Source organism: Pseudacidovorax sp. NFM-22 (genome assembly GCF_021401245.1).
Taxonomy (GTDB): domain Bacteria; phylum Pseudomonadota; class Gammaproteobacteria; order Burkholderiales; family Burkholderiaceae_C; genus Xenophilus.
The window spans coordinates 34,783-58,922 of sequence record NZ_JACBFY010000004.1; the positions used below are offsets into that span (position 1 = coordinate 34,783).

Below are 24,140 nucleotides of genomic sequence, written 5' to 3' on the forward strand. Positions count from 1 at the left end.
CACGCCCGTCTGGCGCGCTGCCCGCGCTGGCGGGCGGGGCATGGCCAGCCCGCTTGGCCGTCGCCGGGCAGCGGCCTAGGATGGGTTGCATGAAGTCCTTCCTCCTCCTCCTGGCCGGTCTGACCTTCCTGCTCGCCGGCTGCAACGAGAAGCCGAAGCCGGGCGGTCCGGTGCCCAAGGCCGAAGCGCCCGCGTCGTCTGCGGCCGCCGCTGCGGCCTGAGCCCATGCCGCCGGACGCCTTCGACCTGGCGCGCTTCGTCGACGCGCAGGTGCCGGTGTATGCGCAGGTGCAGGCCGAACTGGCCACCGGCCGCAAGCGCTCGCATTGGATGTGGTTCGTCTTTCCGCAGCTGGCGGGCCTGGGCCGCAGCGCGATGGCGCAGCGCTATGCCATCGGCTCGCGCGAGGAAGCCGTCGCCTACCTCGCCCATCCGCTTTTGGGCGCGCGCCTGCGCGAGTGCAGCGCGCTGGTGCTGTCGGCGCGGGGGCCGGCCATCGACGACATCCTCGGGCCACCCGACGACCTCAAGTTCCGATCGTGCATGACCCTGTTCGGCGCCGTGGCGCCAGCGGGCGAGACGCTGTTCGCGCAGTGCCTGCAGCGCTTCTTCGGCGGCGAGCGAGATCCGGCGACGCTGGCGCGGCTGGGTTGACGCGGCGCCGCCGGGCTCAGCCCCGGGGTTCAGCGCGCGGCAGGTTGCTGATCCCGCTGGCCACATGCCCAGCCGGCACATGCCGCGCGGCCGAGCGCACATGGCCCGTCTGGTCGTCGAAGAAGAAGTCGGGCTCGAACTCGCGCAGGAAGCCGCCCTTGTCCAGGCCGGCCAGGAACATTGCCTCGTCCACGCGGATGTTCCAGCTCATCAGGGTCTGGATGGCGCGGCGGTGGGCCGGCGCGCCGCGCGCGGTGACCAGCGCCGTGCGAATGCGCATGCCGGTGCTGGCGGCCTGCTGCAGCCGGTGCAGCGCGACCAGGAAAGGGGCCAGCGGCCCCGCGCCCAGCGGCACGGCGGCCTTGTCCACCTCATGCGCCTGGAAGGCCGCCAGGCCCTGCTGCTGGTACACGCGCTCGGCCTCGTCCGAGAACAGCACGGCGTCGCCGTCGAAGGCGATGCGCACCTCGTCCGGATGCTGGTTGCCGGCCAGGGCCGATTCCACGCTCACATGCGCTGCCGCAAAGCCTGCAGCCAGCGCCTCGCGCACATCGTCGGCATTGGCCGAGAGGAAGAGGTCGGCCCGCAGCGGCGTGAGATAGCGGAAGGGCGGCCGGCCCTGCGTGAACACGCCGCGCTCGATGGCGAGCTCCGCCGCCGCGCCGGAGTTGAAGATGCGCATACCCGAGACCGGATCGTTGCGCGACAGGATCACCACCTCCACCCGCTGCACGCCGTCGGCGTTGAAGCGCAGCAGCTTGCGCACCAGCGAATAGGCGATGCCGGGCTGGGCCGGCACCTCCAGCCTTTCCAGCTGCAGCCGCATGTAGGCGGCCGGGTCGCCGGCGTCGAACAGACGGTTCTCTTCCTCGAGGTTGAACAGGGCGCGCGAGGAGATCGCGACCACGAGCTTGTCGTCCAGGGTGACCGGCATGGTGGGGGAGCGGTGAGCGGCAGTCGGAAGGGCTGGAGGCGGAAGGCGGAACTACGGAAGGGCGGCAGGCCGAACGGGCCGAACGGGCATTGTGCCCCTGGGTTTCGCTCCCTCTCCCCTCGCGGGAGAGGGCCGGGGAGAGGGGGCTGCCGCGCCCCAACGCACGCACCGCATCCGCAGTGACACAGGTGACAGCCCCCGCCCCGGCCTTGCGCCACCATCGCCGCCATGAGCCTGCCCACCGCCGACACCCCCTTCGCCACGCCGCTCGCCCTGTCCGGCCCGCTGCGCCAGCCGCGCCAGATGCTGGCCGACCAGACCTACGACGGCCACAAGTCCATCCATGACGACGCCACGGCCGGCAATCTCGGCCTGCGCGCCGGCCCCATCGAAGGGCCGACGCACTTCAGCCAGTTCGATCCGCTGCTGGCGCGCCTCTTCGGCCGGCAGTGGTTCGAGACCGGCTGCATCAGCGCCCACTACCAGACCATGGTGGTGGAAAGCGAATCGGTGCGCGCCTTCGTCGACCTGCCCGAGCCCGGCGCCACCCTCGTGCGCATCCGCGCCGAGAAGGCCGACGGGACGCCGGTGCTCACTGGCACCGCTTCGGTGGGCGAGCCCGGCCAGCTGCACGAGCTGGAACAACGCATGGCCCGGCTGCGCCCCGCCACCGGCCTGGTCATCAACCGCGACCTGAAGGTGGGCCAGCGCGGCGCTGTGCCCGAGACGATCCGCATGGGCTTCGACCAGCACATGGGCGACCACTATCCCTTCACGCTGCGCGACAAGCTGGCCGCCATCACCGAGCCCTGCGACTGGTACACGCCGGAGGGCGGCGCCCGCTCGCCCTGGGGCCGGCCCATCATCCCGATGGAGATGATCAGCGTGCTGCTGGGCAGCACCATCGCCGACGCGCAACTGGGCGGGCGCAAGCCGGCGGTGGGGCTGTTCGCGGGCCAGCAGATCCGCCTGATCCGGGGCCCGCTCTTCGTCGACCAGGACTATGCGCTGGAGCGCGAGATCGTCGCGCTGAGCGAAAGCGCCCGCACCGAGTCCACCTGGGTGCGCACCCGCGTGTTCGAGCTGCCCAGCCGCACGCTGGTGGCCGAGATGATCCTCAACGGGGCGGTGATGAAGGCCTCGTACCCGCACTACGAGCGCGAGGCGCGCGAACTCGGCCTCGCCTGAATGGCCGAGCGCCGGCCAAGCCCTTCCATTCCACGACAACGACGGAGACTCCCATGACCGCATCCACGATCGACACCGGCACGCCGGACCTGCTCGCGCATTGCGAGGCCGGTGTGCTGACCCTGACGCTCAACCGTCCGCAGGCGCGCAACGCCATGACGCGGGCCATGAACGAGGCCCTGGCCCGCGAGTTGGCGCGCGCCGAGCTGGACCCCGAGGTCCGCTGCGTGGTGCTGACCGGCGCGGGCGGCGCCTTCTGCGCCGGTGGCGACGTGAAGAACATGGCCGCCTCGGGCGACGGCACCGTCGGCGCGCTCACCATCGACCAGGCCATCCATCGCCAGCGCGTCAACCAGCGCGAGACGGCCGGGCGCCTGTTCAAGATGCCCAAGCCCACGCTCGCCGTGCTGCCGGGCCCTGCGGCGGGTGCCGGCCTGGCGCTGGCCCTGGCCTGCGACCTGCGCTTGATGGCCAGCAACGCGATCATGACCACCGCTTTCGCGCGCGTGGGCTTCTCGGGCGACTACGGCGGCAGCTACTTCATGACGCAGCTGGTCGGCGCGGCCAAGGCGCGCGAGCTGTACCTGCTCTCCGATCGCGTGCCGGCCGACGAGGCGCTGCGCCTGGGGCTGGCCAACTGGGTCTGCCCGCCGGAACAACTGGCCGCGCGGGCCCAGGAGATCGCGGCCCGCCTGGCCAATGGCCCCGCCGTGGCCTACCGCTACATGAAGGAGAACCTCAACCGCGCGATGGCCGGCGAGGTGGACGAGTGCCTGGACCTGGAAGCCACGCACCACATCCACTGCGGTCAGACCGAGGACCACCGCGAGGCGGCCAAGGCCTTCGTGGAGAAGCGTGAGCCGGTGTTCAAGGGGCGCTGAGGCCGGCCAGCGGGCTGGCGCGGCGCGGCTGGCACGGCAGTCTGCGGAGAATCGCGCGCCCAATCGCCGCAATAATTGCGGTAATTAACTTGCACATTCGCCGCAGCCGGTTTTCAATCGCCGCATGGAAGGCGGAGAAAACCTCTACATCTGGCAGTTGCGCGAATGGCCTGCATGGCGCTTCGACCTGGGCGCGCTGGCCCAGCCGCTGGAGGATGTGAGCCGCGCCCAGGGCCTGCTGCTTGGCCGACTGGCCGACGTGGGCTTGGAACTGCGGGACCGCGCCAGCCTGGCCGCCCTCACCGACGACGTGCTCAAGACCAGCGAGATCGAGGGTGAACTGCTCAACCCCGCCTCGGTGCGCTCGTCCATCGCCCGTAGGCTGGGCCTGGACATCGGCGCGCTGGCACCGGCCGACCGGCATGTCGACGGCGTCGTGGAAATGGTGCTCGACGCCACCGGCCGCAGCGGCGAGCCGCTCACGTCCGAGCGCCTCTTCGGCTGGCATGCGGCGCTGTTTCCTACCGGCTACTCGGGCCTGTCTCGCATCGCCGTGGGCCGCTGGCGCGACGATGCCACGGGACCGATGCAGGTGGTCTCGGGCCCGGTGCATCGTCGCAAGGTCCACTTCGAGGCACCGCCGGCCGACCGACTGGCGGCGGAAATGGCGCGCTTCCTGGCCTGGTCCGAGGCCGGCGGCGACCCCGTGCCGGCGCTGGTGAAGGCAGGGTTGGCGCATCTGTGGTTCGTCACCGTCCATCCTTTCGACGATGGCAACGGCCGCATCGCGCGGGCCGTGGGCGACCTGTTCCTGGCGCGGGCCGATGGCGCCGGGCAGCGCTTCTACAGCCTGTCGGCGCAGCTCCAGCGCGAGCGCAACGCCTACTACGACATCCTGGAGCGCACCCAGAAGGGCTCGATGGACGTGACGGCCTGGCTGGCCTGGTTCCTGGCGGCGTTGGACCGTGCGCTGGACAGCGCCCAGACCGCGTTGAGCGCGGTGCTGGCCAAGGCGAGCTTCTGGCAGCACTGGGCGGGCACCGCCTTCAACGAACGGCAGGCCAGGCTGCTCAATCGTCTGCTCGACGGCTTCGAGGGCAAGCTCACCAGCAGCAAATGGGCGGCCATCGCCAAATGCTCTGCCGACACGGCGCTGCGTGACATCACGGCGCTGCTCGAACTGGGCGTGCTGCGCAAGGCTCCCGGTGGCGGGCGCAGCAGCGCCTACGAACTGGTGCTGCCCTGACCAGGTGTGAGCGAGCGGGCCATGCCCGCTCACGCTGTCGGTGCGGTCGCCGGGCCGGCGCAGGCAAGGCGCGTCCTCCGGCCCTACTTCACGAACTGGTTGAGCTGGATGATCGGCAGCAGCACGGCCAGCACGATCAGCATCACCACGCCGCCCATGCCCACGATGAGTAGCGGCTCCAGGATGGTGGCCAGGTGCATGGCGCGGCGCTGCACCTCGGCCGACAGCTGCTTGGCGGCGCGCTGCAGCATCACCGGCAGCTCGCCCGTCTGCTCGCCCAGGCGGGCGAACATGGGCACGATGCCCGGGAAGCGCTTCTTCTGCGCCAGGGCCGAGGCCAGCGGCGCGCCCTCGCGCACCAGCGTCAGCGCATCGAGCGCGTCGGCGCGCATGGCGCGGTTGTTGAGGGTCTCGGCCGCTGCCTGCAGCGCCCGCAGGATGGGCACGCCCGCCGCCGCCAGCATGGCCAGCGTGCCGGCGAAGCGCGCGGCGTTGTAGCCCCGCGCCAGCTTGCCCACCAGCGGCAGCCGCAGCCAGAAGGCGTCGAAGCGCTCGCGCAGCGCATCGCGCGCCAGCGCCGCCCTGGCGCCGACGACGGCCACCGCCAGCACGCCCAGCATCAGCCAACCCCAGCCGCGCACGAAGGCCGACAGACCCAGCATGGCTTGGGTCAGCAGCGGCAGCGCACGCTTGGTGCCGGCGAACACGCTGGCCACCTGCGGCACCACGTAGCTCACCAGGAAGATCACGATCACCACCGCGATGACGGTGACGATGGCCGGGTAGAGCGTGGCGCCGATCAGCTTCTGGCGCAGCGCCTGCTGCTCTTCGAGGTCGTCGGCCAGCCGTTCCAGCACCAGGCCGAGCTGGCCGCTGTGCTCGCCGGCGCCGATGACCGCGGTGTAGATGGAAGAGAACTCGCGCGGGTGCTGCGCCAGTGCGCGTGCAAAGCTGCTGCCGCCATTGACCTCGGAGCGCAGCGAGGCCACCAGCTGGCGCTGCGGCTCGCTCTCGGCCTCGTCGGTGAGGGCGGTGAGCGCGCGCTCCAGCGGCAGGCCCGAGGCGACCAGGCCGGCCAGCTGGCGCGTCCAGACACCCAGCACTGTGGCGTTGAAGACGCGCCCGCCGATGCGTCGGCGCCAGAGCGGCGTGGCTGCGCCGCCCGCATCCGTACCGCCGGTCACGCCCTCGACGGACAGCGGGATGAGCGCCTGCGCCCGCAGCATGCTGCGCGCGGCGCGGGCGGTGTCGGCCTCCAGCACGCCCTTGCGGGGGCGTCCGTCGGCGTCGATGGCTTCGAAGGCGTAGGCGGGCATGCGGTGGTTCGGGAAGAAGGCAGTCAGCGCTGCAGGATGCCGGAGATCTCGTTGCCGTCGGACTTCACGGCCGCCGCGGCACTGCGCAGCCGCAGCGAGGCATGGCCGTGCGCCTCACTGGTCAGCAGCCGGCCTTCGTAGCGGCCGTTGACGCGCGGGTCGCTGCAGGTGTCGACCTGCAGGGCCAGCTGGGCGTGGGCATTGCTGCGGAAGGGCGTGGCCTGCCCCTGGACCGTGCAGCTCGCCCGCGGCAGCTGACCCGACACCTGGCCGTCGCTGCCGATGCGCAGCCACAGGTCGGAGGCCAGCCGCCGGCCGACCTGGAAGCCGTCGGCGCCCAGCTCGAAGACCATCACGCTGCCGCGCCAGTCGCCATGGAAGTCGGTGTAGCCCTGCGCGCTGGCCAGGCCCGGCGACAGCAGCGCGCCCATGCCGAGCAGGGCGGCGCGGCAGGCGGGCGAGGCCGCGCGGCGGATGGGCATGGCGTGGCAGGCGGGCATGGGCGGCCGGATGCTGGCGCTCAGTCCCGCGTCACGCGCAGCAGCTCGGCGCGCGAGGTGATGCCGGCCGCCACCAGCCGTTCGCCATCGGCGCGCATGGAGCGCAGGCCGCCCTGCGCACCCGCGGCGAGCAGCTCGCTTTCGGCCGCGCGGTTGTGCACCAGCGCACGCACGGCGTCGTTGGCCACCAGCAGCTCGAAGATGCCGGTGCGGCCCTGGTAGCCGGTGTGGCCGCAGGCCTCGCAGCCCACCGGCTGCATCTGGCCATCGGGGCCGGGCGCGGCGCAGTGCGTGCACAGCCGGCGCACCAGCCGCTGGGCCAGCACGCCCAGCAGCGAGCTGGACAGCAGGAAGGGCTCGACGCCCATGTCGGTGAGGCGGGTGACGGCGCTCACGGCGTCGTTGGTGTGCAGCGTGGCCAGCACCAGGTGGCCGGTGAGCGAGGCCTGGATGGCGATCTGCGCGGTCTCGAAGTCGCGGATCTCGCCGATCATGATCACGTCCGGGTCCTGACGCAGGATGGCGCGCAAGGCCTTGGCGAAGGTGAGTTCGATGCGGGCGTTGACCTGCGTCTGGCCCACGCCGGGCAGCTCGTATTCGATGGGGTCTTCCACCGTCATGATGTTGCTGCTGCCGGCATCGAGCCGCGACAGCGCCGCATAGAGCGTGGTGGTCTTGCCCGAGCCCGTGGGGCCGGTCACCAGGATGATGCCGTGCGGCTGCTGGATCAGCGTCTCGAAGCGCTGCAGCGTGTCGCCCAGCATGCCCACCGATTCGAGGCTGAGCTTGCTCTCGCTCTTGTCCAGCAGGCGCAGCACGGCCCGCTCGCCGTGGGCCGAGGGCAGGGTGGAGACGCGCACGTCCACCGCCCGCGTGCCGATGCGCAGCGAGATGCGGCCGTCCTGCGGCAGGCGCTTCTCGGCGATGTCGAGGTCGGCCATGATCTTCAGGCGCGAGATCAGCGCCGCGTGCAGCGCGCGGTTGGGCTGCACCACCTCGCGCAGCGTGCCGTCGATGCGAAAGCGCACGGCCGAGGTGCGCTCGTAGGGCTCGATGTGGATGTCGCTGGCGCCGTCGCGCGCCGCCTGCGTCAGCAGCGCGTTGAGCATGCGGATGATGGGCGCGTCGCCGGCGGACTCCAGCAGGTCCTCCACCGCGGGCAGCTCCTGCATCATGCGCGAGAGGTCGGCGTCGGTCTCGACCTCGCTCACGATGGCGGCGGCGTTGGATTCGCCCTGCGCATAGGCGGCGCTGATGCGCTGCGCCAGCTGGTCGGCCGGCAGCAGGTCGACCTGCGCGGCGGGGTACTTGCGCAGCACCTCGCCCACCGCGCTGGCGGGGGCGCCGACCGGCATCCACAGCGTCAGCCGGCCGGCGTCGTCCTCTTCCAGCAGCAGCTGCTGGCTGCGCGCGAAACCGTAGGGCAGGGGATGGCGCAGGCCGGGCATCAGGGCATCTCGCGGCGCGAGGCCGGGTCGTCGGTGGGCGGCAGGGCGCCTTTGAGCGGCGCGCGGCTGAGTGAGTCCGGCGACAGCGGTCCGGGCAGGGCGGGTGGCAGTGGCGGCGGGATCAGGCGCGTGCCGTCGATGCGGCGGCTTTCGTCGCCCACGCCCTGCACGGCCGGGAGGGGCGGCAGCACGAGGGAGTCGCGCACGTTGTTGAGCATCGGGTTGTCGGTGGACGGCTGGCTGGCCTGCTGCAGGGCGCGCAGCGTGTCGTAACGGTCGGCCGTGATGGCGTCGCTGGAGAGCTGGTCGCGCACGATGGTCGGGCGCAGGAAGACCATCAGGTTGGTCTTGTTGCGCCGACGCGTCTCGCTCTTGAACAGGTTGCCCATGATGGGCACATCGCCCAGGCCCGGCACCTTCTCTTGTGCGGCCGAATACTCGTCCGACAGCAGGCCGCCCAGCAGCACGATGCCGCCCTGGTCGACCAGCACGCTCGATTCGATGGAGCGCTTGCTGGTGGTGGGCCCGTCGGGATTGTTGACCGAGGAGGCGACCACGGCCGAGACCTCCTGGAAGATGGTCATCTTCACCGTGCCGGTCTCGCTGATCTGCGGCCGCACGCGCAGCGTCAGGCCCACGTCCTTGCGCTCGATGGTCTTGAAGGGGTTGACCTGCGTGGTGGCGCTGCCGGTATTGGTGTACTGGCCGGTGGGAAAGGGCACGTTCTGGCCCACCACGATCTTGGCCTCCTCGTTGTCCAGCGTCAGCAGGTTCGGCGTGGACAGCACGTTGCCCTCGCCATTCGAGGCCAGGAAGCGTGCCAGGAAGCCCAGTACGTAGTTGTCGCCGTACTTGTGACCGATGCCGAAGTTGAAACCCGTCGACGGCAGCGTGGTGGCCGTCTTGGTCGCCAGGCCCACGGCCAGGTTGAGGATGTTGGCGCCGGCCAGGCTGGAGTTGGTGCCGACCACGCCCACGTTGCTGCTGCCGCTGTTGCCCAGCGCGCTCTGCCACTGCACGCCGAATTCGGCGGCCTTGTCGGCGTTGACCTCGACGATCAGCGTCTCGATCAGCACCTGGGCGCGGCGGCTGTCGAGCTTGTCGATCACGGCGCGCAGCTGGCGGTACTGCGGCTCGGGCGCCGTGATGATGAGCGAGTTGGTGGACGGGTCGGCCTGGATCTGGCCGCCCGTGGAGGGCTGGTTGGCGTTGTTGACCGGCGTGCTTGCGGCGCTGCTGGTCAGGCTCGACAGCCCGGCCTGCAGCGTGTTAGCCGCCGACTGTGGCGAAGCGGCGGTGCTGGTGACGCTCTGCGCCCCGGCGCCGCCAGCGCCATTGGCCGCGTTGGCCAGTCCGGCCGCCATGGCGGCGCGCAGCGTGGCCGCGAGGCGGACCGCGTCGGCGTTCTTGAGGTAGACGACGTAGATGTTGCCGGCCGCGCCGTTGCCGGTGTCGGCGGCCGGGCGGTCGAGCTTGTCGACCAGCGAGCGGATCAGCTGCAGCCGCGCCGGCGTGGCGGCGCGCACGATCAGCGCGTTGCTGCGCGGATCGGCCAGCAGCGCGGTGCGGAAGCCTGTTTCGGCGCCGCCCGTCGGGGCGCCCCCCGCCGCCACGCCCGCGATTCCACCACCGCCGCCGCCGTCGATCAGGCGCTGCACCAGCGGCACCATGTCCGAGGCGATGGAGTAGCGCAGCGGGATCACCTCGATGTCCGAGGCGCTGGGCACGTCCAGCGCCGCGATGATGCGGGCCAGGCGGCGCATGTTGTCCGCATAGTCGGTGATGACCAGCGAGTTGTTGCCCGGATTGGCGTTGATCGTGTTGTTGGGCGGGATCAGCGGCCGCAGCACTGGCAGCAGGTTGTTGGCCGACTCATGGTTGAGCCGGAACACCTGCGTGATCATCTGGCTGCCGCTCACGTTGCCCGCGCCGCCCACGGAGGTGGTGACGGTGTTGCTCTGCAGCTTGGCATCGGCCTCGGGCAGCACCTTGAACAGACCGTCGGACTGCACGATCGAGAAGCCCTGCAGCCGCAGCGCGGCGGCGAACTGGTCGAAGGCCGCTGCGGGCGGCAGCGGGCGGTCGGTCTGCAGCGTGATCGTGCCCTTGACGCGCGGATCGACCACCACGTCGCGGCCGGTGATCACGCCCATGGTGCGCGCCACGGCCTCGATGTCGGCGTTGGCGAAGTTGAGCGTGATGGGCTCGCCGCGGCGCACGGCCGGGGTGGCGGCATCCTGGGCCATCGCGGCAGGAGCGATCGCCTGCAGTGCGAGCACGGCAAGCAGGGCACGGGCGGCGCGGGCGCCCAGGGTGAGGGAAGGCTTCATGGTCAACCGAGATTGATGATGGAGCGCGCGCCTTCGCGCCGCCCCATGATGTTCAGGAGATTGGCGAGGGCGTCCTCGCTGCCGGGCGCGGCGCTGGCCTCGCCCCCGAAACGCATGGTGTTGCCGCTCCAGCGGCCGCTGCCCGACAGGCGCAGCGCGCCCTGGGTGGTGGTCAGCAGCAGGCTGGGCGCGGGGCCGCCGTCGAGCACCAGGCGGTAGCTGCCCATGGGGCGCAGCGTGCTGAGGCTGGAGCTCAGGTCGGTCGCATCGAGCACGGCGCGGCCGTCCAGGGCCAGGCGGCCCTGCGACCAGCGCAGCGCGAAGGCTTCGGTGCGCAGGTCGAGCGCGCCGTCGAGCCGCAGGGTGTTCCAGGGCGCGCCCAGGCCGGCCAGCATGGCTGCAGGCCAGCGACTGCGGCCGTCGTCCCAGGCCAGGCGGAAGCCGGCGCTGCCGGCAGAGCCGGCCGCAAAGCCCAGCGGGCCCTGCGTGCAGCAGCCGAGTTCGAGCTGGCCGCGCACGCCCAGCCAGGCGGGGCGCAGCTGCCATTGCATGCGGCCAGGAAGCGCGATCCGGTCGACGCCACCCGCGCTGCTGGCCAGCACGACGGCGGCACTGCCCTGCCAGACGGTGCCGCGCGCATCGCGCAGCTGCAACTGGCCGCCGGTGGCCGAGTCCAGCCCCTGCGCCAGCCAGCGGGCCGGCGCCCACAGCACGGCTGCCACCAGCGCACCGAACAGGGCGCCGGCCATGGCCCAGCGCCAGGGCGCGCGCGGCTCCCGTCGGACGGCGGCGGCAGTGCGCAGAGCCATGTCAGCGGGAGGCGGGCAGGCCCATGACCAGCGTGCCCTGCCAGGACGGCTGCACCACGCCCGGCGCGGCCGTCGCATTGGCGGCACCGGGGCCGCTCGGGGCGGTGGCCTGCGCGCGGGTGAGGTGCGCCTCGCGCGGCACGGCGCGGGCGTTGGCGCGGGCCTGGGAAAGCCACTCCGCCAACTGGGCCGCCGGCACGCTGCGCAGGCCGACGGCCACGGCATCGCCGCCTGCGGCGCGTACCTGCGCTTCCGGCCCGAGACCCTGACGTGCGGCGCTCTCGATGCCGCGCAGGGCGTCTTCCCGGCTGGGCCGTGGCTGGCCCTGCAGGGCCCGGGCCTGGGCCTGCAAGGACGCCATCTGCTGCAGCTGGGCGTCCAGCGCGGCATGGGCGGCCGGTGCCGCCGACAGGGTGCGCAGGGCGGGTGCCAGCGCCACCCACCACAGGAGCGCCACGCCCACGAGCGCGGCGGCGATGGCGGCCAGGCGCCGCTCGCGCGGGGCCAGCGTGGCCCACCAGGTCTGCAGGCGGGCCTTGGAGGCGGGGCGGCGGTTCACGGAAGAGCCTTCTCGGTCGGGATTGCCTGGGCGGCGGCCGGTGCCGTCCGAGCCATGGGGCCAGGGTGGGCGGTGCGCATGCCGCATGCCCGCACGGGAGTCGGGGCGCTCATCGCGCGGTCTCCGCCTGCACCAGCAGCAGGTCGCCCTCGCCCCGCGCGTTGTAGCCGCGGCTGCGCAGGCCGGCCTGCACGGATTCCATCTCTGCCGGCGACAGCGTCACACCGCGCAGGCGCAACTGGCTGCCGCTGTAGTCGATGGCCGAGGGCACGCGGCCGGCCGGCAGGCTGCCTGCCAGGGCGGCGAGCATCGGCTCGAGATCGGCCGCCGTGAGTCCGCCGGTGGCCGCCTGCAGGGCCGCCACCTCGCGCGACATCTGCAGCGGCGCATCGAGCACGACCGACACATGCGGAAAGGTCTGCGTGAGCACCTGGCGCACCTGCTGGCGCTTGGCCTCCAGGGCACGGCGCTCCTTGAAGGCCCAGGCATTGAGGCCGACGAGCTGCAGCACGACGAGCAGGGCCGCGCCCCAGCGTGCGGCCCGCCAGCGGGGCGCGCGCCACACGGCTGTCATCAGCGCGCCGGCCTGCTTGCGGGCGCGGGCGCTGCCGGTGGTGGCGAACTCGAACTGGGCCAGGTCCCAGCCCGACTGGCTGGCCTGCAGCCAGCGTTCGGCGGTCGGCAGCAGGGGCAGGGCGCGGCCGAGCAGCTGCTCGGCCACGGCGGCGACCGCCGGCTCGGCCATGGCTTCGCCGGCTTCCGACTGGGCCACCGCGAGCGCCGCGGTGCTGGCCGACAGGGGCAGCCGCAGCACGCCCTGCGCGTCGCAGAGGGTCAGCCATGGCGCCTCGGCATCGCCGGTGACGAAGACGGTGGGGCGCTGACCTTCGGCCTGGGGCGCGAATTCAGGGACCAGCCGGCTGACGCGCCGCCCCGTGGCCTCGATGGCCTGAAGCGTGGTCTGCAGCCAGTCGCGGCGGCAGGTGGCCACCCACGCGGGTGCACCGGCCTGCGCGCCGGGGGCGAGGGAGAAGTGCAACTGTTCCGGATCGTCGAGCAGCCGGTCTTCCAGAAGGCCCGACAGCACGCTGCGCAGCCGCGCCGCGTTCTGCAGGCTGCCCGGCGGCAGGGTGACGGCGTGCCAGGACAGGGCGGAGGCCGGCACGATCAGCACCAGTTCGTGCTGGCCCGGCAGCAGGGAGACGGGCGATTCGCCCTGGCCCACCAGCTGGCGGCCGTCGGAAGACCAATGCGCCCAGGCCACGGAGCCGAGGCCAGGCGCGGACGGAGGCGGCGGCTGGACAAGGATCAGGGCCATGGCGCGTGTCGCGGAAAGTTTTTCATTCTAGGCAGCGGGGTCGTGCACCCGGCCTCCGCTGAACAGCGGAGGCGGCATTGTGGAGGGGGCGCAAGACAGATCCATGACGGCGTTTCGGGAGGCTCGGCGGCGGGACAGGGCGCAACGGACGGAAAGATTTTCCGATGTTCAGCCCGATCCGCCAGTCGGTTGAACCCCGGCATTGCGCTGGCGCCAGATGATGCTGACCGTGGTGCCCGTGCGGTGCAGCAGCGAGGCCTCCTCGACCCAGTAGCGGTCCATGCGCAGCCGGCCGCGCACTTCGAAGTAGCTGGTCGAGATGCCGACCTGGCCGGGCGTGAGCTGCACGTCCGTGGCCGAACTCAGCTGCTGCGATGCCTCGGCCAGGTCGGAGAAGAACTTGCGTCGGCGCACTTCGACCAGCTTGCGGGCGCCCGCCATGTCGATCTGATCGACGGCGGCGAAGATCACCTCGGCGCTCGCCGTGTTGAGGTTGACCGGCGTGCTCGCCGGCAACAGCGTCACGTAGGGCGCGATGGCCGCCACGGTGTCCGCCGGCAGGCCCAGCCACCCGAGCTGCTCCACCCGCTGGGGCATGAGCGGCGCGCCCTCGGAGGCGCCGGCGTCGTCGGTCGAAGCGGTGGAGGCCTGCGTCTCGCTGGGGGTGGACGCTGTGGCAGAGCCGGCGGTGGCCGTGCCGTCCGTGCCGGTCGTCGTGGATTGGGCCTGTGTCACGCCGCCACCGGCGAGCAGGGCGCGACGCATCTGCTGCACCAGCGTGTCCACCTGGCCGGGCGGCAGGTCGAGCAGATCGAAGAGCTTGCGCGTGGCGGCCACGGCGCGCAGCACCGGGCGGCCACTGGCATCGACGAGGTTGCTCAGGTTCAGCCGCGACTGCGCGTCGGTGATCGAGCCCGACAGGAAGGCATCGGGCAGGCCTTCCAGTGCGTCGCTGGCCACGTTCTTGTCGGCGGCCAGGAAGCTGGTGAGCTTGGCCTCGGCCAGCGGCACGGCCCAGGGCTCGGCGAGGTGGTCGGCGCCGCCGGTGCGCCCGTCCTCGGCCAGGATGAGCCGCGACCAGTCCAGCGCGCCGGCGAGCACCAGCGAGGCCTGGAGGCGGGAGCGTTCGGCGGCTTCCACCTCGGTGGCGCGCCACTGGCGCCACAACGCCGCCGCCGCCAGCGTCGCCACCAGGGTGACGGTGATCAGCGCCGTGAGCAGGGCGGCGCCTCGCTGCCGCCGAAGGGGGACGGGTGGGACGGTCATGAGGTCTTGGCGCCGGCCCAGGTGGGGCGCAGCCAGTCGCGCGTGATCAGGCCCGACAGTCCGGGCCCGGGGGGCAACTGCAGTTGCAGCCGGACGCCGTCGGGCAGCGTGGCCGTGCCCAGGGCCTGTGCCTGGACCGCCACGCTCCAGGCGCCATTGCGGAAGTAGCCCACGTTCCAGCTGGCCGCGGGCAGGACGCGCGTGGCGGCCGCGTCGGCGCCGGGCAGGGCGGACTCGGCCCACGCCGCGGCCGTGCCCCAGGCCTGGGTCCAGTCGGCACGGCTGGCCAGCGGCGGCGACTGCCAGCGCAGCCAGCTGCTGCTGCCGTCGGCGGTGGCGCCGACCGTCCACGCGATCACCCGCGCCGCAGGGCTGCCCTGGGCATCGACGGCCTGCCGGGTGATGCGCAGCACGCGGCCGTTCCAGTCCAGCGCGGGCGTGTTGCCGAAATTCGTGGCGCCGTCCAGGTCGGCGCCCCACTGGGCGAGCGCCGTCTGCAGCACCAGCACGGCTTCGTCGCGCGCGCCGTGCTGCGACTGGGCGCGGGCCATGCTGTCTAGCCCTCGCCAGCTGATCAGCGCCAGCAGGGCCATCGCCGCCAGCGCCACCAGCAGTTCGACCAGCGTGAAGCCGCGCAGGCGGACGGCGGCCCCGGGGGCCCGGCGGTGCCTCGTCATCAGTAGCGACCGATCACGGTGGACAGACGCAGCAGCGGCCAGCGCTGCGCATCGCGCACCTGCACGTCGATGCGGTTGAAGTTGGGGTTGAGGGTGGGGGTGGTGGACACCCCCACATCCAGCTGCAGGCCGGCCTGCTCGCAGCCCTGGCTGCTCTCGCCCACCGGCGGCATCTGCGGCGACAGGCGCAGCTGGATCAGCTGGTTCTCGGCACACAGCTGGGCCAGCACCATGTCGGACTGGCGCTGCGCATTGCGGGTGAGCGCGTTGGTGGCCTGCGCCCCGGCCGCCAGGGCGATGGCGACGATCGCCAGGGCGACCAGCACCTCGACCAGCGTGAAGCCGTGGTGACGAGGCAGGGCCGGCCTCCTGGCCGCAGCGTCCGCGCCACCGGAGCGGCAAGAGCGCATCGGAGCGGTCCTGCCTGCCTTCATGGCGACCCCGGATCGACCACGGAGAAGGGACGAAGTCCGTCGGTGGCCAATCGCAGCACCTGCACAGGCGGGCCTTCGCCGCGGATCAGCACCTGCTGCGCGCCGATGATGGGCTCCGGTCCCAGCAGCAGCGACGCCACGGGGCGGCCGGCCGCATCGAGGGGCTGGGCGCTCACGCCCGCCATCTGCCAATCCTGGGGAAGGGCGCCGGGCGGCACACCGTCGAAAACGAAGCCTTGCTGCGTGACACGCCAGCGCACCGATGCCCCGCTGGCGCGGGCCTGGGCGCGGCCGGCTTCGAGCAGGGCGACGAGCCGCTCGGCCTCGCGGTCCAGGCTGGCGCGCGCCGTGTCGCGCAATGCGAAGCCGACGCCCGCGGTCGCGAAGGCGATGATCGCGACCACCACCAGCAGCTCGATCAGCGTGAAGCCGGCGGCGGGGCGGCGCAGGTGGCTACTGCCAGCTGCCGATGTCGGCATCGTTGCCTTCGCCCCCGGGCTGGCCGTCGGCGCCGAGCGAAAGCACATCCACCTCGCCTTTGATGCCCGGATTCACGTACTGGTAGGGCCGGCCCCAGGGATCGTTGGGCAGCTTGTCGACGTAGGGCTTCCAGTTGGGCGCGGCGGGGCCGGTGGTCGGCCGCGTGACCAGGGCCTGCAGGCCTTGTTCGCTCGTCGGGTAGCGCTGGTTGTCCAGGCGGTACATCTTGAGCGCGTTCATCAGGTTGTTGACGTCCGTGCGGGCGGCGGTCACCCGCGCGTCGTCCGCGCGGCCGATCACATTGGGCACGATCAGGGCGGCGAGCACGCCGATGATCACCAGCACGACCATCAGTTCGATGAGCGTGAAGCCGCGCTGGAGATGGCTCTGCCGGTTGCGTTTGTAGGAAGCTGTCATGGGCGGCGCATGATAATGCCCGCATATGACGAGTGCGTTGCCCGTACCTTCCCGATGGCCCGTGGCCTTGATCACTGCCGCGCTCTGGGCGGCCGCCGCTGCGAGCGCGGTCTATTGGGGGCTGCGGCTCGCCTCGCCCGCCGGGTCCATGCTGCCGCCGCCGGTGGCTGCGCCGGTGTTGAGCGTGCAGACCGCGGAGGTGGCTCGCGCCTTCGGTGCATTGAAGGTGGCGGCCAGCGCGCCGGTCGCGCCGGACGTGGCCAGCCGATTCAGGCTGCTGGGCGTGGCGGCCGACCGCGAAGGCGGTGGCGCCGCGCTCATCGCGGTCGATGGCAAGCCGCCGCGTTCCTATCGCACCGGTGCGGCCTTCGACGGTCAGCTGGTGCTGCAGTCCATCGATACCGCGGGGGTGCACATCGGACCGGCGACCGGTGGCACCGGCTTTCGTTTGATGGTGCCGTCGCGTCCCCTGGCCGTGAACGGACCGCCGCGGGCGGCCGAGCCTTGATCTGAACCTGCGGTTGTTCAGGCCTGGAGGAAGAGGCGGTAGGCGGGGTTGGCGGTCTCTTCGATGAAGGGATAGCCCAGTTCGTCCAGGAAGGCCTGGAACACACCGTCTTCCGCCGCCGGCACCTGCAGGCCGACGAGGATGCGCCCATAGTCCGCGCCCTGGTTGCGGTAGTGGAACAGGCTGATGTTCCAGTTCGGCTTCATCAGGCTCAGGAACTTCAGCAAGGCCCCGGGCCGCTCCGGAAAGATGAAGCGCAGCAGCCGCTCGTCGCTCGCCAGACCGCTGCGCCCTCCCACCATGTAGCGCACGTGCTCCTTGGCCAACTCGTCGTGGGTGAGGTCGAGTGCGCCGAACCCGTGGCTTTGGAACAGATGGGCAATGCTGGCGGATTCGCCGCGCTGCTGGGTCGTCAGGCCCACGAACACATGGGCCTGCTGCGCGTCGCTGATGCGGTAGTTGAACTCCGTCACGTTGCGCGGGCCGCCTGGCAACTGGCCCACCAGTTCGCAAAAGCGCCGGAAGCTGCCGCGCTCCTCGGGGATGGTGATGGCGAATAGCGCTTCGCGCTCCTCGCCCACCTCGGCGCGTTCGGCCACGAAGCGCAGCCGATCGAAGTTCATGTTGGCGCCACACAAAATGGCGGCATAGGTCTCGCCCCGCTTTCCGTGCGTTTGCACGTACTGCTTGATGGCGGCGACGGCCAGTGCGCCCGCGGGCTCGACGATGCTGCGCGTGTCGATGAAGACGTCCTTGATGCCGGCGCAGACGGCGTCGGTGTCCACCGTGATGAACTCGTCGACGAGGTCACTGGCGATACGGAAGGTTTCTTCGCCCACCAGCTTGACGGCCGTGCCGTCGGAGAACAGGCCGACATCTGGCAGCGTGACGCGATGCTTGGCGGCCACGGATTGCATCATGGCGTCCGAGTCGTTCATCTGGACGCCAATCACGCGGATGTCCGGCCTGACTGCCTTGATGTAATTGGCGACGCCTGAAATCAACCCGCCGCCGCCGATGGCGACGAAGACAGCGTCCAGCCTGCCCTGGTGCTGGCGGAGGATCTCCATCGCGATCGTGCCCTGCCCGGCAATGACCTCCGGGTCGTCGAAAGGATGCACGAAGGTCAGGCCTTCTCGTTCCTGCAGCGTCAACGCGTATTGATAGGCATCGGAATAGCTGTCGCCGTGCAGGTGGACCTCGCCGCCCAGCCCCCGTACCGCGTCGATCTTGAGCTGGGGCGTCGTGACCGGCATGACGATGACCGCCCGGGTGTCCAGCTTGCGCGCACCCAGGGCGACCCCTTGCGCATGGTTGCCTGCGGATGCGCAGATGACGCCGCGTGCCAGTTGCTCCGCCGACAGATGGGCCATCTTGTTGTAGGCGCCACGCAGCTTGAAGCTGAAGACAGGCTGCTGGTCTTCACGCTTGAGCAACACCGTATTGCCAACTCTTTCACTCAATGCGCGCGCAGGTTCCAGCGCCGATTCGATGGCCACGTCATACACGCGGGCGGTCAGAATTTTTTTGAGATAGTCGGCGGGCGTCAGCGCCGGTCCCTGGCTGGTTGGCATGGCGAAGGGGAGGACCAATGAGAACAGCGTTTGATGATACGCGGCACTCGTTTTGCACCCAGGAAGCGGTATGGACACGAATGTCATCTTCCGCTTAACAGCAGTGCAAGCGGCCAACGATTCCGCTTTTTCGGGGCGAGTACATCCCGGGGACCCCGTGCCCCCCAAGCTCTTAACAATTAAGAAAGAGTCGTCAGACGTTTTTGTCAGAGACCTCGCGATGGGCTTGCTGCAGGCGGAGCGTGCTCGCGTGCAGCGCAAGGAGATTGCGTGGGGGAGCTGGCAGATCATGAGCAACCGCATGGATGCCCATCTGCTGCCCTTGCTGGGTGACCGGCTGGCGCGCGACGTGGATGGGGTGGCCGCGCAGGAGTTGATCGATCGCCTGGGGGAGCAGGACTTCACCAGCACGACGATCGCGCAGTACATGGTCCTGCTGCGCAAGACCTTGATGCATGGCGTGCTGACTGGCGTGCTCGATGAGATGCCGCGGCTGCCCAAGGTCAAGATCCGCAGCCAGCCGCGTGGCAGCTTCAGCGTGGCGGAGTACCGGCGCCTGGTTGCCACTGCGAGGCGGTTGGTAGGTCAACCCCATCCCGTCCTCGAGACGCTGCAGCCCGGCGAGCGCTTCTGGATTGCGCGCGAGTTGCTCTACATGCCCCGGGAGTTGCCGTGGCTGATCCGGTGGATGGTGAACACCTTCGTGCGCCCCAGTGACATCAAGAGCGTGAGGCATCGGCACATCGACGTCGTGCGTGGCAAGCATGTGTACCTGCGCATGCGGTTGCCCGAGACCAAGCGGCACAGCCAGCCGATGGTGAGTCTTCGGCCTGCCGTCCAGGTCTATGAGGTGCTCCGCAGCGATCGTCGCTCGAGAGGCGAGGTGGCGCCCGACGACTACCTCTTCTTCCCTGAATTGAAGAATCGGGAGCACGCGCTCGCGGTGCTCAACTTCTTCTTCAAATGGGTGCTTCAGGAAGCCGGCCTCGAGACCGGCCCGCTTGGGCAGAAGCGAACGCTGTATTGCCTTCGCCACACGGCGATCACCCTGCGTCTGCTCTACGGTCAGGGGATTGACATGCTCACGTTGGCCCGCAACGCGCGGACCAGCGTCAACATGATCGAGCGCTTCTATGCGTCGATCCTGAGTGGGGAAATGAATGTGGGGCTGCTGCAGAGCCGGCGCGGCCGCGGGGATTAGGGCGCGCAGCAGCGCAACTAGCGCGAAAAGCCACCCGGCTCTGGCTGGGTGGCTTTCAAGAGTCTTCGACAACTGGCTCACGCCAGCTTGCATCAGAAGGAGTGACGAATACCCAGGTCGTAGCCGACCGAGGTCTTCGGCGCATAGCCTCCGACGGCGGTGCCGTTCGTGATCGACACCACGGTCGGAGCCGTGATGCTGTTTGAGCCTGCACTGAAGTTGGCGCCGTTCTTGTTCTTGATGTAGGCCACGGTGGCGTACAGGGCGGTGCGCTTGCTCAGGTTGTGAACGTAACCGACAGCCAGTTGATCAGCCTTGGGTGGGCTGTAGCTGAAGGTGGAGAGCGGGTTTTGGTCCGTCTTGATTTTCACGTTGCCATAGGAGGCTTTGATCACGCCTGCGCCGACCGGAACGGTCACGCCCAGCAGATAGCCATCCAACTTGGTCGCAGGATTGAACACGGGTGCGTTCTCGGAGTAGTCGATCACGCTCTTGGTGTTCTGGTACTGGGCAAACAGCTTGGCGGCGCCGAAGTCGTAGCTGCCAGCCAGGCTGAAGTTCTTGACCAATGCGTCGGCGCCGAGCGCGTATGACGACTTGGCGTTCTGTTCACCGTAGGAAAGGGCGACATCCACGGGGCCGTTGGCATAGCCGAAGCGGCCGCCCCAGTACCGGCCGCCCCGGCTGTTGTCGTTCAGGCTGCTTTGGATGGCACTGTCGTACTTGCCTTGCTCATGGAATGCGTACTGCAGTTGACCGTAGAAGCCTCCCAGATTGCCGGGCAGGAAGTAGCCGACCGAGTTGTTGCTGCGCACGTTGTTGGCTTCGAATGCGGTCGCGGCGCGCTGAACCAATGCAGAACCCGCGCCGTTTGTGCCGAACGGATCGAACACGGTCAGATTCCAGAACGTGGGCTTGTAGTCACGGCCCAAGCGCACTTCGCCGAACGGGCCCGACAGGCTCACTGTGGAGCGTCGTTGGAAGTTGAAACCACCGCCTGTGGCCGCGCCGGTGCCTTCGTCATTGCTCAGAGCGCCTTCCAGCCAGAAGCTGGCTGCAAGTCCGCCCCCCAGATCTTCCTTGCCGCGGAAGCCCAGACGGCTGGAACTGTTGGCGGAGTTGTTCAGGCCGGTCTTGCTGGCCTTTGCTGTGCTTGGCAGCAAAGCGTAAGCCAGAGGGTTGGCCCGCAACGTCAGCGGGTCCTGAACCAGCTCACTTTTGTTAGAAACACTGCTGATCGAGGCGTCCACGATGCCGAACAGCTCGACCGACGATTGGGCCGAGGCCACACCGGCGACAGCCAGGGCAGCCAGAGCAGCTAGGGTTGCCCACGATCTTCTAGAGTGGCCGCTGCTCGCACGAACCCACAGGCCAAAGAAAAAAGCCCCGAGTCTTGCGACTCGGGGCCAAATCCACCAATTGGGAGGGTGGAGGAGACAACTGGGGCATACCCTGAGGTATGCGTTGGGCTAAAGTATAGCAAAGCAATGCTGCATCGCAACAAGTTGGTGATGCGGAAGCGCAACATTTCTACAGATGCCTGTCATGCCGTGAAGCAGTTCACGGACGCGGGCCAGGAACTCTTGCAGATGGAATGCACAGTCAGTTGGACCGGCCACGCCGGAACGCGCTCATCCATGGGCTTTGTTGCCGAGACGGGCAGCGGTCACATCTTGACCATGGACGGCGCGCCGGACGCCGCACGGCCTGAGAACGGGGGCCTGAACCTCGCCCCGCGGCCGATGGAAACCGTGCTGGCGGGCACTGGGGGATGCACCGCCTACGACGTGGTCATGATCCTTCGCCGTGGACGTCATCAAGTGGAAGGCTGCAGCGTACGTCTTACCAGCGAACGTGCGGAAAGGGATCCCAAGGTCTTCACCAAGATCCATATGCACTTCACGGTGACCGGCCGTGCGATTCCGGAGGCGGCCGTCGAGCGGGCGATCTCGCTGAGTCACGAAACCTACTGTTCAGCCAGCATCATGCTGGCCAAGACAGCTGAGATCACCACGAGCTATGAACTCGTGGACAGCTCTGGAGCCGCCTCGGCCTGAGATATCGTGTTCACTGGGTGCCTGCCGCGCTACCGGTCGGTGAGGCGCAGGGCGTGGTCAAATTCGATGGGCGACGGTGGTCATGACACGCGCGGCCGCGCGCATGAGCGCCTTTGCCGGGGCCGGCAACGGTAGCCCGCCCGCCTCTTCTGCCCAGGCGGCGTGAGCTGCTTCATCCGCCTTCATGCGGGCGACTACCGCGCGGGAGGCGACATCACCGGCAGGCAGACGACTCAGATGGCCTTCCAGATGCGCCTCGACCTGCCTTTCCGTCTCCTGGACGAAGCCCAGACTCCATCGGTCACCCAAACGACCAGCGATCAGCCCCAGTACGAATGCGCCGCTGTACCAAAGTGGATTCAGCAGTGAAGGTCGAGCACCGAGCTTGTCTAGGCGCTCGCGCGTCCAGCTGAGGTGATCCGTTTCCTCCTGTGCCGCGCGCAGCAACTCCTGTTTCAGTAACAGGTCGGCGGTAGTCACCGCCTGCGCACTGTAGAGCGCCTGCGCGCATACCTCGCCCACATGATTGACGCGCATCAGCGCGCCGGCCTCCTTGCGTTCGGCGGCAGACAACGGTGCTTCGGAATCCACCACGGCTTGCGCGGGAGATGGCGTGCTGGCGCGTGGGCTGCCCCAGATCGTGCGCAGCGCGCTATCCACAGCGTTGATACAAGCATCGACAGATGAACTCATGTCGCCATTGGAACGCATCCCGCGGGCGCCTTGCTTGCAGCAAGGTTTCGATGTTTTTCGCTATATGAAACTTCCATGGTCTAGGCGTGAGCGGGGAGTGCACCCTGACCTTGTTGTACTGCTGCAACGAAACGCGGAGCCCTCTCCAGATTTGGCCCAATTTGCTTTGCCGTGGCGCCGAGCGTCTGGTGCAATAGCGACAACTTCCCAAAAGGAGGTTGGCCCGGGGCCCGGCGGGAGCACAGCATGTGCCAGCGCGGTGAACCCTTCGCACCGGCGCCCTATGTTTAACCTTGGAGAAACTTGCAATGAAAAAATCTCTAGTTGCTCTGGCTGCCCTGGCTGTCGCCGGTGTGGCCTCGGCCCAATCGTCGGTGACCCTGTTCGGTATCGTTGACGCTTCCGTGAGCGGCGTGTCGAACAAGAGCGAACTGGTGACCAACCCCGCGGTTCTGCTGGCCAACCCGTTCGCCTACGCGTTCCTGCCCCAGTCGACCTCGGTGAGCAAGACCGGCCTGAACAACTCGGCCAACAGCTCCAGCCGTCTGGGCTTCCGCGGCGTGGAAGACCTGGGTGGCGGTCTGGCTGCCAGCTTCTGGCTGGAAGGCGCGCTGTCGAACGACGACGGCACCGCCAGCGGCTTCAACTTCCAGCGTCGTTCCACCGTGAGCCTGTCGGGCCCCTTCGGTGAAGTGCGTCTGGGTCGTGACTACAAGCCGACGTTCTGGAACCTGACCGTGTTCGATCCGTTCGGCACGAACGGCGCCGGCACCGCTCTGGTGCAACGCGCCATCAGCGGCAGCACCGCCCTGCCCGGCATCGAAGGCTCGAACGTCCGCGCCAACAACAGCGTCGGCTACTTCCTGCCCCCGAACCTGGGTGGTTTCTACGGCCAGGCCATGTACAGCTTCAGCGAGCAGACGAAGTACGACAACTTCCTGCAAGCCAGCGCCAACAACAACAGCCGCGGTGGCCGTTACTGGGGTGGCCGCTTCGGCTACGCCAACGGTCCCCTGGACGTCGCTGTGGCCTACGGCGAGCAGATCAACACGTCGAACTTCGCAGTTGGCACCAACAACCTGTCGAAGAACTTCAACGTCGGCGGCAGCTACGACTTCGGCGTCGCCAAGCTGTTCGCTCAGTACGTGAACGTCAAGGGCACCGTTGACTACTCGGGCGGCAACCAGCCCCTGTTCAACCCCGACACGAAGCTCGACGGCTACCTGCTGGGCGTGACCGTGCCGGTCGGCGCTGGCCAGATCAAGGCTTCCTACGGCCACGTGAAGACCAAGGTCGACCAGAGCCCCCTGGTGTACCTGACGAACCCCTTCTTCACGTACAACGCTCCGAAGGCTGACCAGCTGGCTCTGGGCTATGTTCACAACCTGAGCAAGCGCACCGCCCTGTACGCCACCGTGGCCTACATCAAGAACAAGAACGGCGCCGACTACAGCGCTGGTTCGGGCAACATCACGGCTCCGTACGTTGCCACCTTCACCAACGCCTTCGGCACGGGCACGTACCTGCCGAAGAACTCGGTGGGCTACGACTTCGGTATCCGCCATTCGTTCTAATCCGATGCTGGCGAAAGCCAGCTGACGATCAAGTTCGACAAAGCCACCCGGTGCAAGCCGGGTGGCTTTTTTCATG

General features: G+C 69.4%; 25 protein-coding genes. 9 read left to right on the plus strand and 16 right to left on the minus strand.

What is annotated here, in order from left to right; all coding sequences use genetic code 11:
* Window positions 1-89: 89 nt before the first annotated feature.
* Together L0984_RS29805 and L0984_RS15045 are read left to right on the plus strand one after the other, a co-directional pair.
* Window positions 90-221 (plus strand): hypothetical protein, encoded by a 132-nt coding sequence (locus tag L0984_RS29805; RefSeq protein WP_255697413.1) that lies wholly within the window; start codon window positions 90-92, stop codon window positions 219-221.
* A gap of 4 nt (window positions 222-225) precedes the next feature.
* Window positions 226-654, plus strand: coding sequence for a DUF1810 domain-containing protein (locus tag L0984_RS15045; protein ID WP_234194450.1), 429 nt, complete (start codon window positions 226-228; stop codon window positions 652-654).
* Between the two features lie 16 nt (window positions 655-670).
* On the opposite strand, the gene L0984_RS15050 is transcribed toward L0984_RS15045, so the two are convergent.
* A complete protein-coding gene (locus L0984_RS15050; RefSeq protein WP_234194451.1) occupies window positions 671-1,588 on the minus strand; it encodes a 5'-nucleotidase in 918 nt (305 codons plus the stop codon).
* Window positions 1,589-1,816: 228 nt separating this feature from the next.
* Here L0984_RS15050 and L0984_RS15055 point away from each other — a divergent pair, with 228 nt between their 5' ends.
* The 3 genes from L0984_RS15055 (at window position 1,817) to L0984_RS15065 (ending at window position 4,903) form a co-directional block, all read left to right on the plus strand.
* On the plus strand, window positions 1,817-2,776 hold the full coding sequence (locus L0984_RS15055; protein ID WP_234194452.1) for a hypothetical protein: 960 nt from the start codon (window positions 1,817-1,819) through the stop codon (window positions 2,774-2,776).
* Window positions 2,777-2,829: 53 nt separating this feature from the next.
* Window positions 2,830-3,657 carry an enoyl-CoA hydratase-related protein gene (locus L0984_RS15060; protein WP_234194453.1) on the plus strand — a complete coding sequence of 276 codons (828 nt, stop codon included), beginning with the start codon at window positions 2,830-2,832 and terminating at the stop codon, window positions 3,655-3,657.
* A gap of 124 nt (window positions 3,658-3,781) precedes the next feature.
* Window positions 3,782-4,903, plus strand: coding sequence for a Fic family protein (locus L0984_RS15065; RefSeq protein ID WP_234194454.1), 1,122 nt, complete (start codon window positions 3,782-3,784; stop codon window positions 4,901-4,903).
* A gap of 83 nt (window positions 4,904-4,986) precedes the next feature.
* Here L0984_RS15065 and gspF read toward each other — a convergent pair whose 3' ends face one another.
* From gspF to gspG, 12 genes are all read right to left on the minus strand, one after another.
* On the minus strand, window positions 4,987-6,219 hold the full coding sequence (gspF, locus tag L0984_RS15070) for a type II secretion system inner membrane protein GspF (RefSeq protein ID WP_234194455.1): 1,233 nt from the start codon (window positions 6,217-6,219) through the stop codon (window positions 4,987-4,989).
* Between the two features lie 23 nt (window positions 6,220-6,242).
* A complete protein-coding gene (locus L0984_RS15075) occupies window positions 6,243-6,719 on the minus strand; it encodes a hypothetical protein (RefSeq protein WP_234194456.1) in 477 nt (158 codons plus the stop codon).
* A gap of 20 nt (window positions 6,720-6,739) precedes the next feature.
* Entirely contained in the window at window positions 6,740-8,158 is a 1,419-nt protein-coding gene (gene gspE, locus L0984_RS15080; protein WP_305079916.1) for a type II secretion system ATPase GspE, read from the minus strand.
* 8 nt (window positions 8,159-8,166) lie between these two features.
* Window positions 8,167-10,497 (minus strand): type II secretion system secretin GspD, encoded by a 2,331-nt coding sequence (gene gspD / locus L0984_RS15085; RefSeq protein WP_234194458.1) that lies wholly within the window; start codon window positions 10,495-10,497, stop codon window positions 8,167-8,169.
* A 2-nt stretch (window positions 10,498-10,499) separates the two neighbouring features.
* The gene (gene gspN / locus L0984_RS15090; protein WP_234194459.1) at window positions 10,500-11,306 is read right to left on the minus strand and encodes a type II secretion system protein N; all 807 of its coding nucleotides are present in this window, start codon (window positions 11,304-11,306) and stop codon (window positions 10,500-10,502) included.
* Window position 11,307: 1 nt separating this feature from the next.
* Window positions 11,308-11,865 carry a type II secretion system protein GspM gene (gene gspM, locus L0984_RS15095; RefSeq protein ID WP_234194460.1) on the minus strand — a complete coding sequence of 186 codons (558 nt, stop codon included), beginning with the start codon at window positions 11,863-11,865 and terminating at the stop codon, window positions 11,308-11,310.
* A gap of 109 nt (window positions 11,866-11,974) precedes the next feature.
* Window positions 11,975-13,183 (minus strand): type II secretion system protein GspL, encoded by a 1,209-nt coding sequence (gene gspL / locus L0984_RS15100; RefSeq protein WP_234194461.1) that lies wholly within the window; start codon window positions 13,181-13,183, stop codon window positions 11,975-11,977.
* A gap of 168 nt (window positions 13,184-13,351) precedes the next feature.
* Entirely contained in the window at window positions 13,352-14,449 is a 1,098-nt protein-coding gene (gspK, locus tag L0984_RS15105; RefSeq protein ID WP_234194462.1) for a type II secretion system minor pseudopilin GspK, read from the minus strand.
* Window positions 14,446-15,126, minus strand: a complete 681-nt coding sequence (locus L0984_RS15110) for a PulJ/GspJ family protein (RefSeq protein WP_234194463.1) — start codon at window positions 15,124-15,126, stop codon at window positions 14,446-14,448. The genes gspK and L0984_RS15110 overlap by 4 nt, the downstream gene beginning before the upstream one ends.
* Complete coding sequence (gene gspI / locus L0984_RS15115) at window positions 15,126-15,536, minus strand: type II secretion system minor pseudopilin GspI (RefSeq protein ID WP_234194464.1); 411 nt, start codon at window positions 15,534-15,536, stop codon at window positions 15,126-15,128. Before gspI ends, L0984_RS15110 begins: the two co-directional genes overlap by 1 nt.
* A gap of 20 nt (window positions 15,537-15,556) precedes the next feature.
* Complete coding sequence (locus L0984_RS15120) at window positions 15,557-16,039, minus strand: prepilin-type N-terminal cleavage/methylation domain-containing protein (protein WP_234194465.1); 483 nt, start codon at window positions 16,037-16,039, stop codon at window positions 15,557-15,559.
* Window positions 16,014-16,457: a type II secretion system major pseudopilin GspG gene (gene gspG / locus L0984_RS15125; RefSeq protein WP_017758012.1), complete on the minus strand. Its 444-nt coding sequence runs from the start codon at window positions 16,455-16,457 to the stop codon at window positions 16,014-16,016. Before gspG ends, L0984_RS15120 begins: the two co-directional genes overlap by 26 nt.
* 61 nt (window positions 16,458-16,518) lie before the next feature.
* Here gspG and L0984_RS15130 point away from each other — a divergent pair, with 61 nt between their 5' ends.
* The gene (locus tag L0984_RS15130; RefSeq protein ID WP_196933619.1) at window positions 16,519-16,965 is read left to right on the plus strand and encodes a type II secretion system protein N; all 447 of its coding nucleotides are present in this window, start codon (window positions 16,519-16,521) and stop codon (window positions 16,963-16,965) included.
* Window positions 16,966-16,982: 17 nt separating this feature from the next.
* Here L0984_RS15130 and ilvA read toward each other — a convergent pair whose 3' ends face one another.
* Entirely contained in the window at window positions 16,983-18,539 is a 1,557-nt protein-coding gene (ilvA, locus tag L0984_RS15135; protein ID WP_043113303.1) for a threonine ammonia-lyase, biosynthetic, read from the minus strand.
* 220 nt (window positions 18,540-18,759) lie between these two features.
* Between ilvA and L0984_RS15140 the strand changes: the two genes are divergently transcribed.
* Complete coding sequence (locus L0984_RS15140) at window positions 18,760-19,740, plus strand: hypothetical protein (protein ID WP_234194466.1); 981 nt, start codon at window positions 18,760-18,762, stop codon at window positions 19,738-19,740.
* Window positions 19,741-19,832: 92 nt separating this feature from the next.
* On the opposite strand, the gene L0984_RS15145 is transcribed toward L0984_RS15140, so the two are convergent.
* Window positions 19,833-21,053: a porin gene (locus L0984_RS15145; RefSeq protein WP_255697444.1), complete on the minus strand. Its 1,221-nt coding sequence runs from the start codon at window positions 21,051-21,053 to the stop codon at window positions 19,833-19,835.
* Window positions 21,054-21,329: 276 nt separating this feature from the next.
* Here L0984_RS15145 and L0984_RS15150 point away from each other — a divergent pair, with 276 nt between their 5' ends.
* The gene (locus tag L0984_RS15150) at window positions 21,330-21,797 is read left to right on the plus strand and encodes an OsmC family protein (RefSeq protein ID WP_234195022.1); all 468 of its coding nucleotides are present in this window, start codon (window positions 21,330-21,332) and stop codon (window positions 21,795-21,797) included.
* Window positions 21,798-21,854: 57 nt separating this feature from the next.
* Here L0984_RS15150 and coq7 read toward each other — a convergent pair whose 3' ends face one another.
* A complete protein-coding gene (coq7, locus tag L0984_RS15155) occupies window positions 21,855-22,490 on the minus strand; it encodes a 2-polyprenyl-3-methyl-6-methoxy-1,4-benzoquinone monooxygenase (protein WP_234194468.1) in 636 nt (211 codons plus the stop codon).
* Between the two features lie 308 nt (window positions 22,491-22,798).
* Here coq7 and L0984_RS15160 point away from each other — a divergent pair, with 308 nt between their 5' ends.
* Complete coding sequence (locus L0984_RS15160; protein ID WP_234194469.1) at window positions 22,799-24,064, plus strand: porin; 1,266 nt, start codon at window positions 22,799-22,801, stop codon at window positions 24,062-24,064.
* Window positions 24,065-24,140 lie beyond the last annotated feature (76 nt).

Coding starts and splice junctions, on each gene's coding strand:
- L0984_RS15055 (WP_234194452.1), top strand. CDS start 1,817: ATGAGCCTGCCCACCGCCGACACCCCCTTCGCCACGCCGCTCGCCCTG.
- L0984_RS29805 (WP_255697413.1), top strand. CDS start 90: ATGAAGTCCTTCCTCCTCCTCCTGGCCGGTCTGACCTTCCTGCTCGCC.
- coq7 (WP_234194468.1), bottom strand. CDS start 22,490: ATGAGTTCATCTGTCGATGCTTGTATCAACGCTGTGGATAGCGCGCTG.
- ilvA (WP_043113303.1), bottom strand. CDS start 18,539: ATGCCAACCAGCCAGGGACCGGCGCTGACGCCCGCCGACTATCTCAAA.
- L0984_RS15050 (WP_234194451.1), bottom strand. CDS start 1,588: ATGCCGGTCACCCTGGACGACAAGCTCGTGGTCGCGATCTCCTCGCGC.
- L0984_RS15120 (WP_234194465.1), bottom strand. CDS start 16,039: ATGCCGACATCGGCAGCTGGCAGTAGCCACCTGCGCCGCCCCGCCGCC.
- gspN (WP_234194459.1), bottom strand. CDS start 11,306: ATGGCTCTGCGCACTGCCGCCGCCGTCCGACGGGAGCCGCGCGCGCCC.
- L0984_RS15075 (WP_234194456.1), bottom strand. CDS start 6,719: ATGCCCGCCTGCCACGCCATGCCCATCCGCCGCGCGGCCTCGCCCGCC.
- L0984_RS15110 (WP_234194463.1), bottom strand. CDS start 15,126: ATGACGAGGCACCGCCGGGCCCCCGGGGCCGCCGTCCGCCTGCGCGGC.
- L0984_RS15065 (WP_234194454.1), top strand. CDS start 3,782: ATGGAAGGCGGAGAAAACCTCTACATCTGGCAGTTGCGCGAATGGCCT.
- L0984_RS15150 (WP_234195022.1), top strand. CDS start 21,330: ATGGAATGCACAGTCAGTTGGACCGGCCACGCCGGAACGCGCTCATCC.
- L0984_RS15045 (WP_234194450.1), top strand. CDS start 226: ATGCCGCCGGACGCCTTCGACCTGGCGCGCTTCGTCGACGCGCAGGTG.
- gspL (WP_234194461.1), bottom strand. CDS start 13,183: ATGGCCCTGATCCTTGTCCAGCCGCCGCCTCCGTCCGCGCCTGGCCTC.
- L0984_RS15060 (WP_234194453.1), top strand. CDS start 2,830: ATGACCGCATCCACGATCGACACCGGCACGCCGGACCTGCTCGCGCAT.
- L0984_RS15140 (WP_234194466.1), top strand. CDS start 18,760: ATGGGCTTGCTGCAGGCGGAGCGTGCTCGCGTGCAGCGCAAGGAGATT.
- gspI (WP_234194464.1), bottom strand. CDS start 15,536: ATGCGCTCTTGCCGCTCCGGTGGCGCGGACGCTGCGGCCAGGAGGCCG.
- gspK (WP_234194462.1), bottom strand. CDS start 14,449: ATGACCGTCCCACCCGTCCCCCTTCGGCGGCAGCGAGGCGCCGCCCTG.
- gspG (WP_017758012.1), bottom strand. CDS start 16,457: ATGACAGCTTCCTACAAACGCAACCGGCAGAGCCATCTCCAGCGCGGC.
- gspD (WP_234194458.1), bottom strand. CDS start 10,497: ATGAAGCCTTCCCTCACCCTGGGCGCCCGCGCCGCCCGTGCCCTGCTT.
- L0984_RS15160 (WP_234194469.1), top strand. CDS start 22,799: ATGAAAAAATCTCTAGTTGCTCTGGCTGCCCTGGCTGTCGCCGGTGTG.
- gspF (WP_234194455.1), bottom strand. CDS start 6,219: ATGCCCGCCTACGCCTTCGAAGCCATCGACGCCGACGGACGCCCCCGC.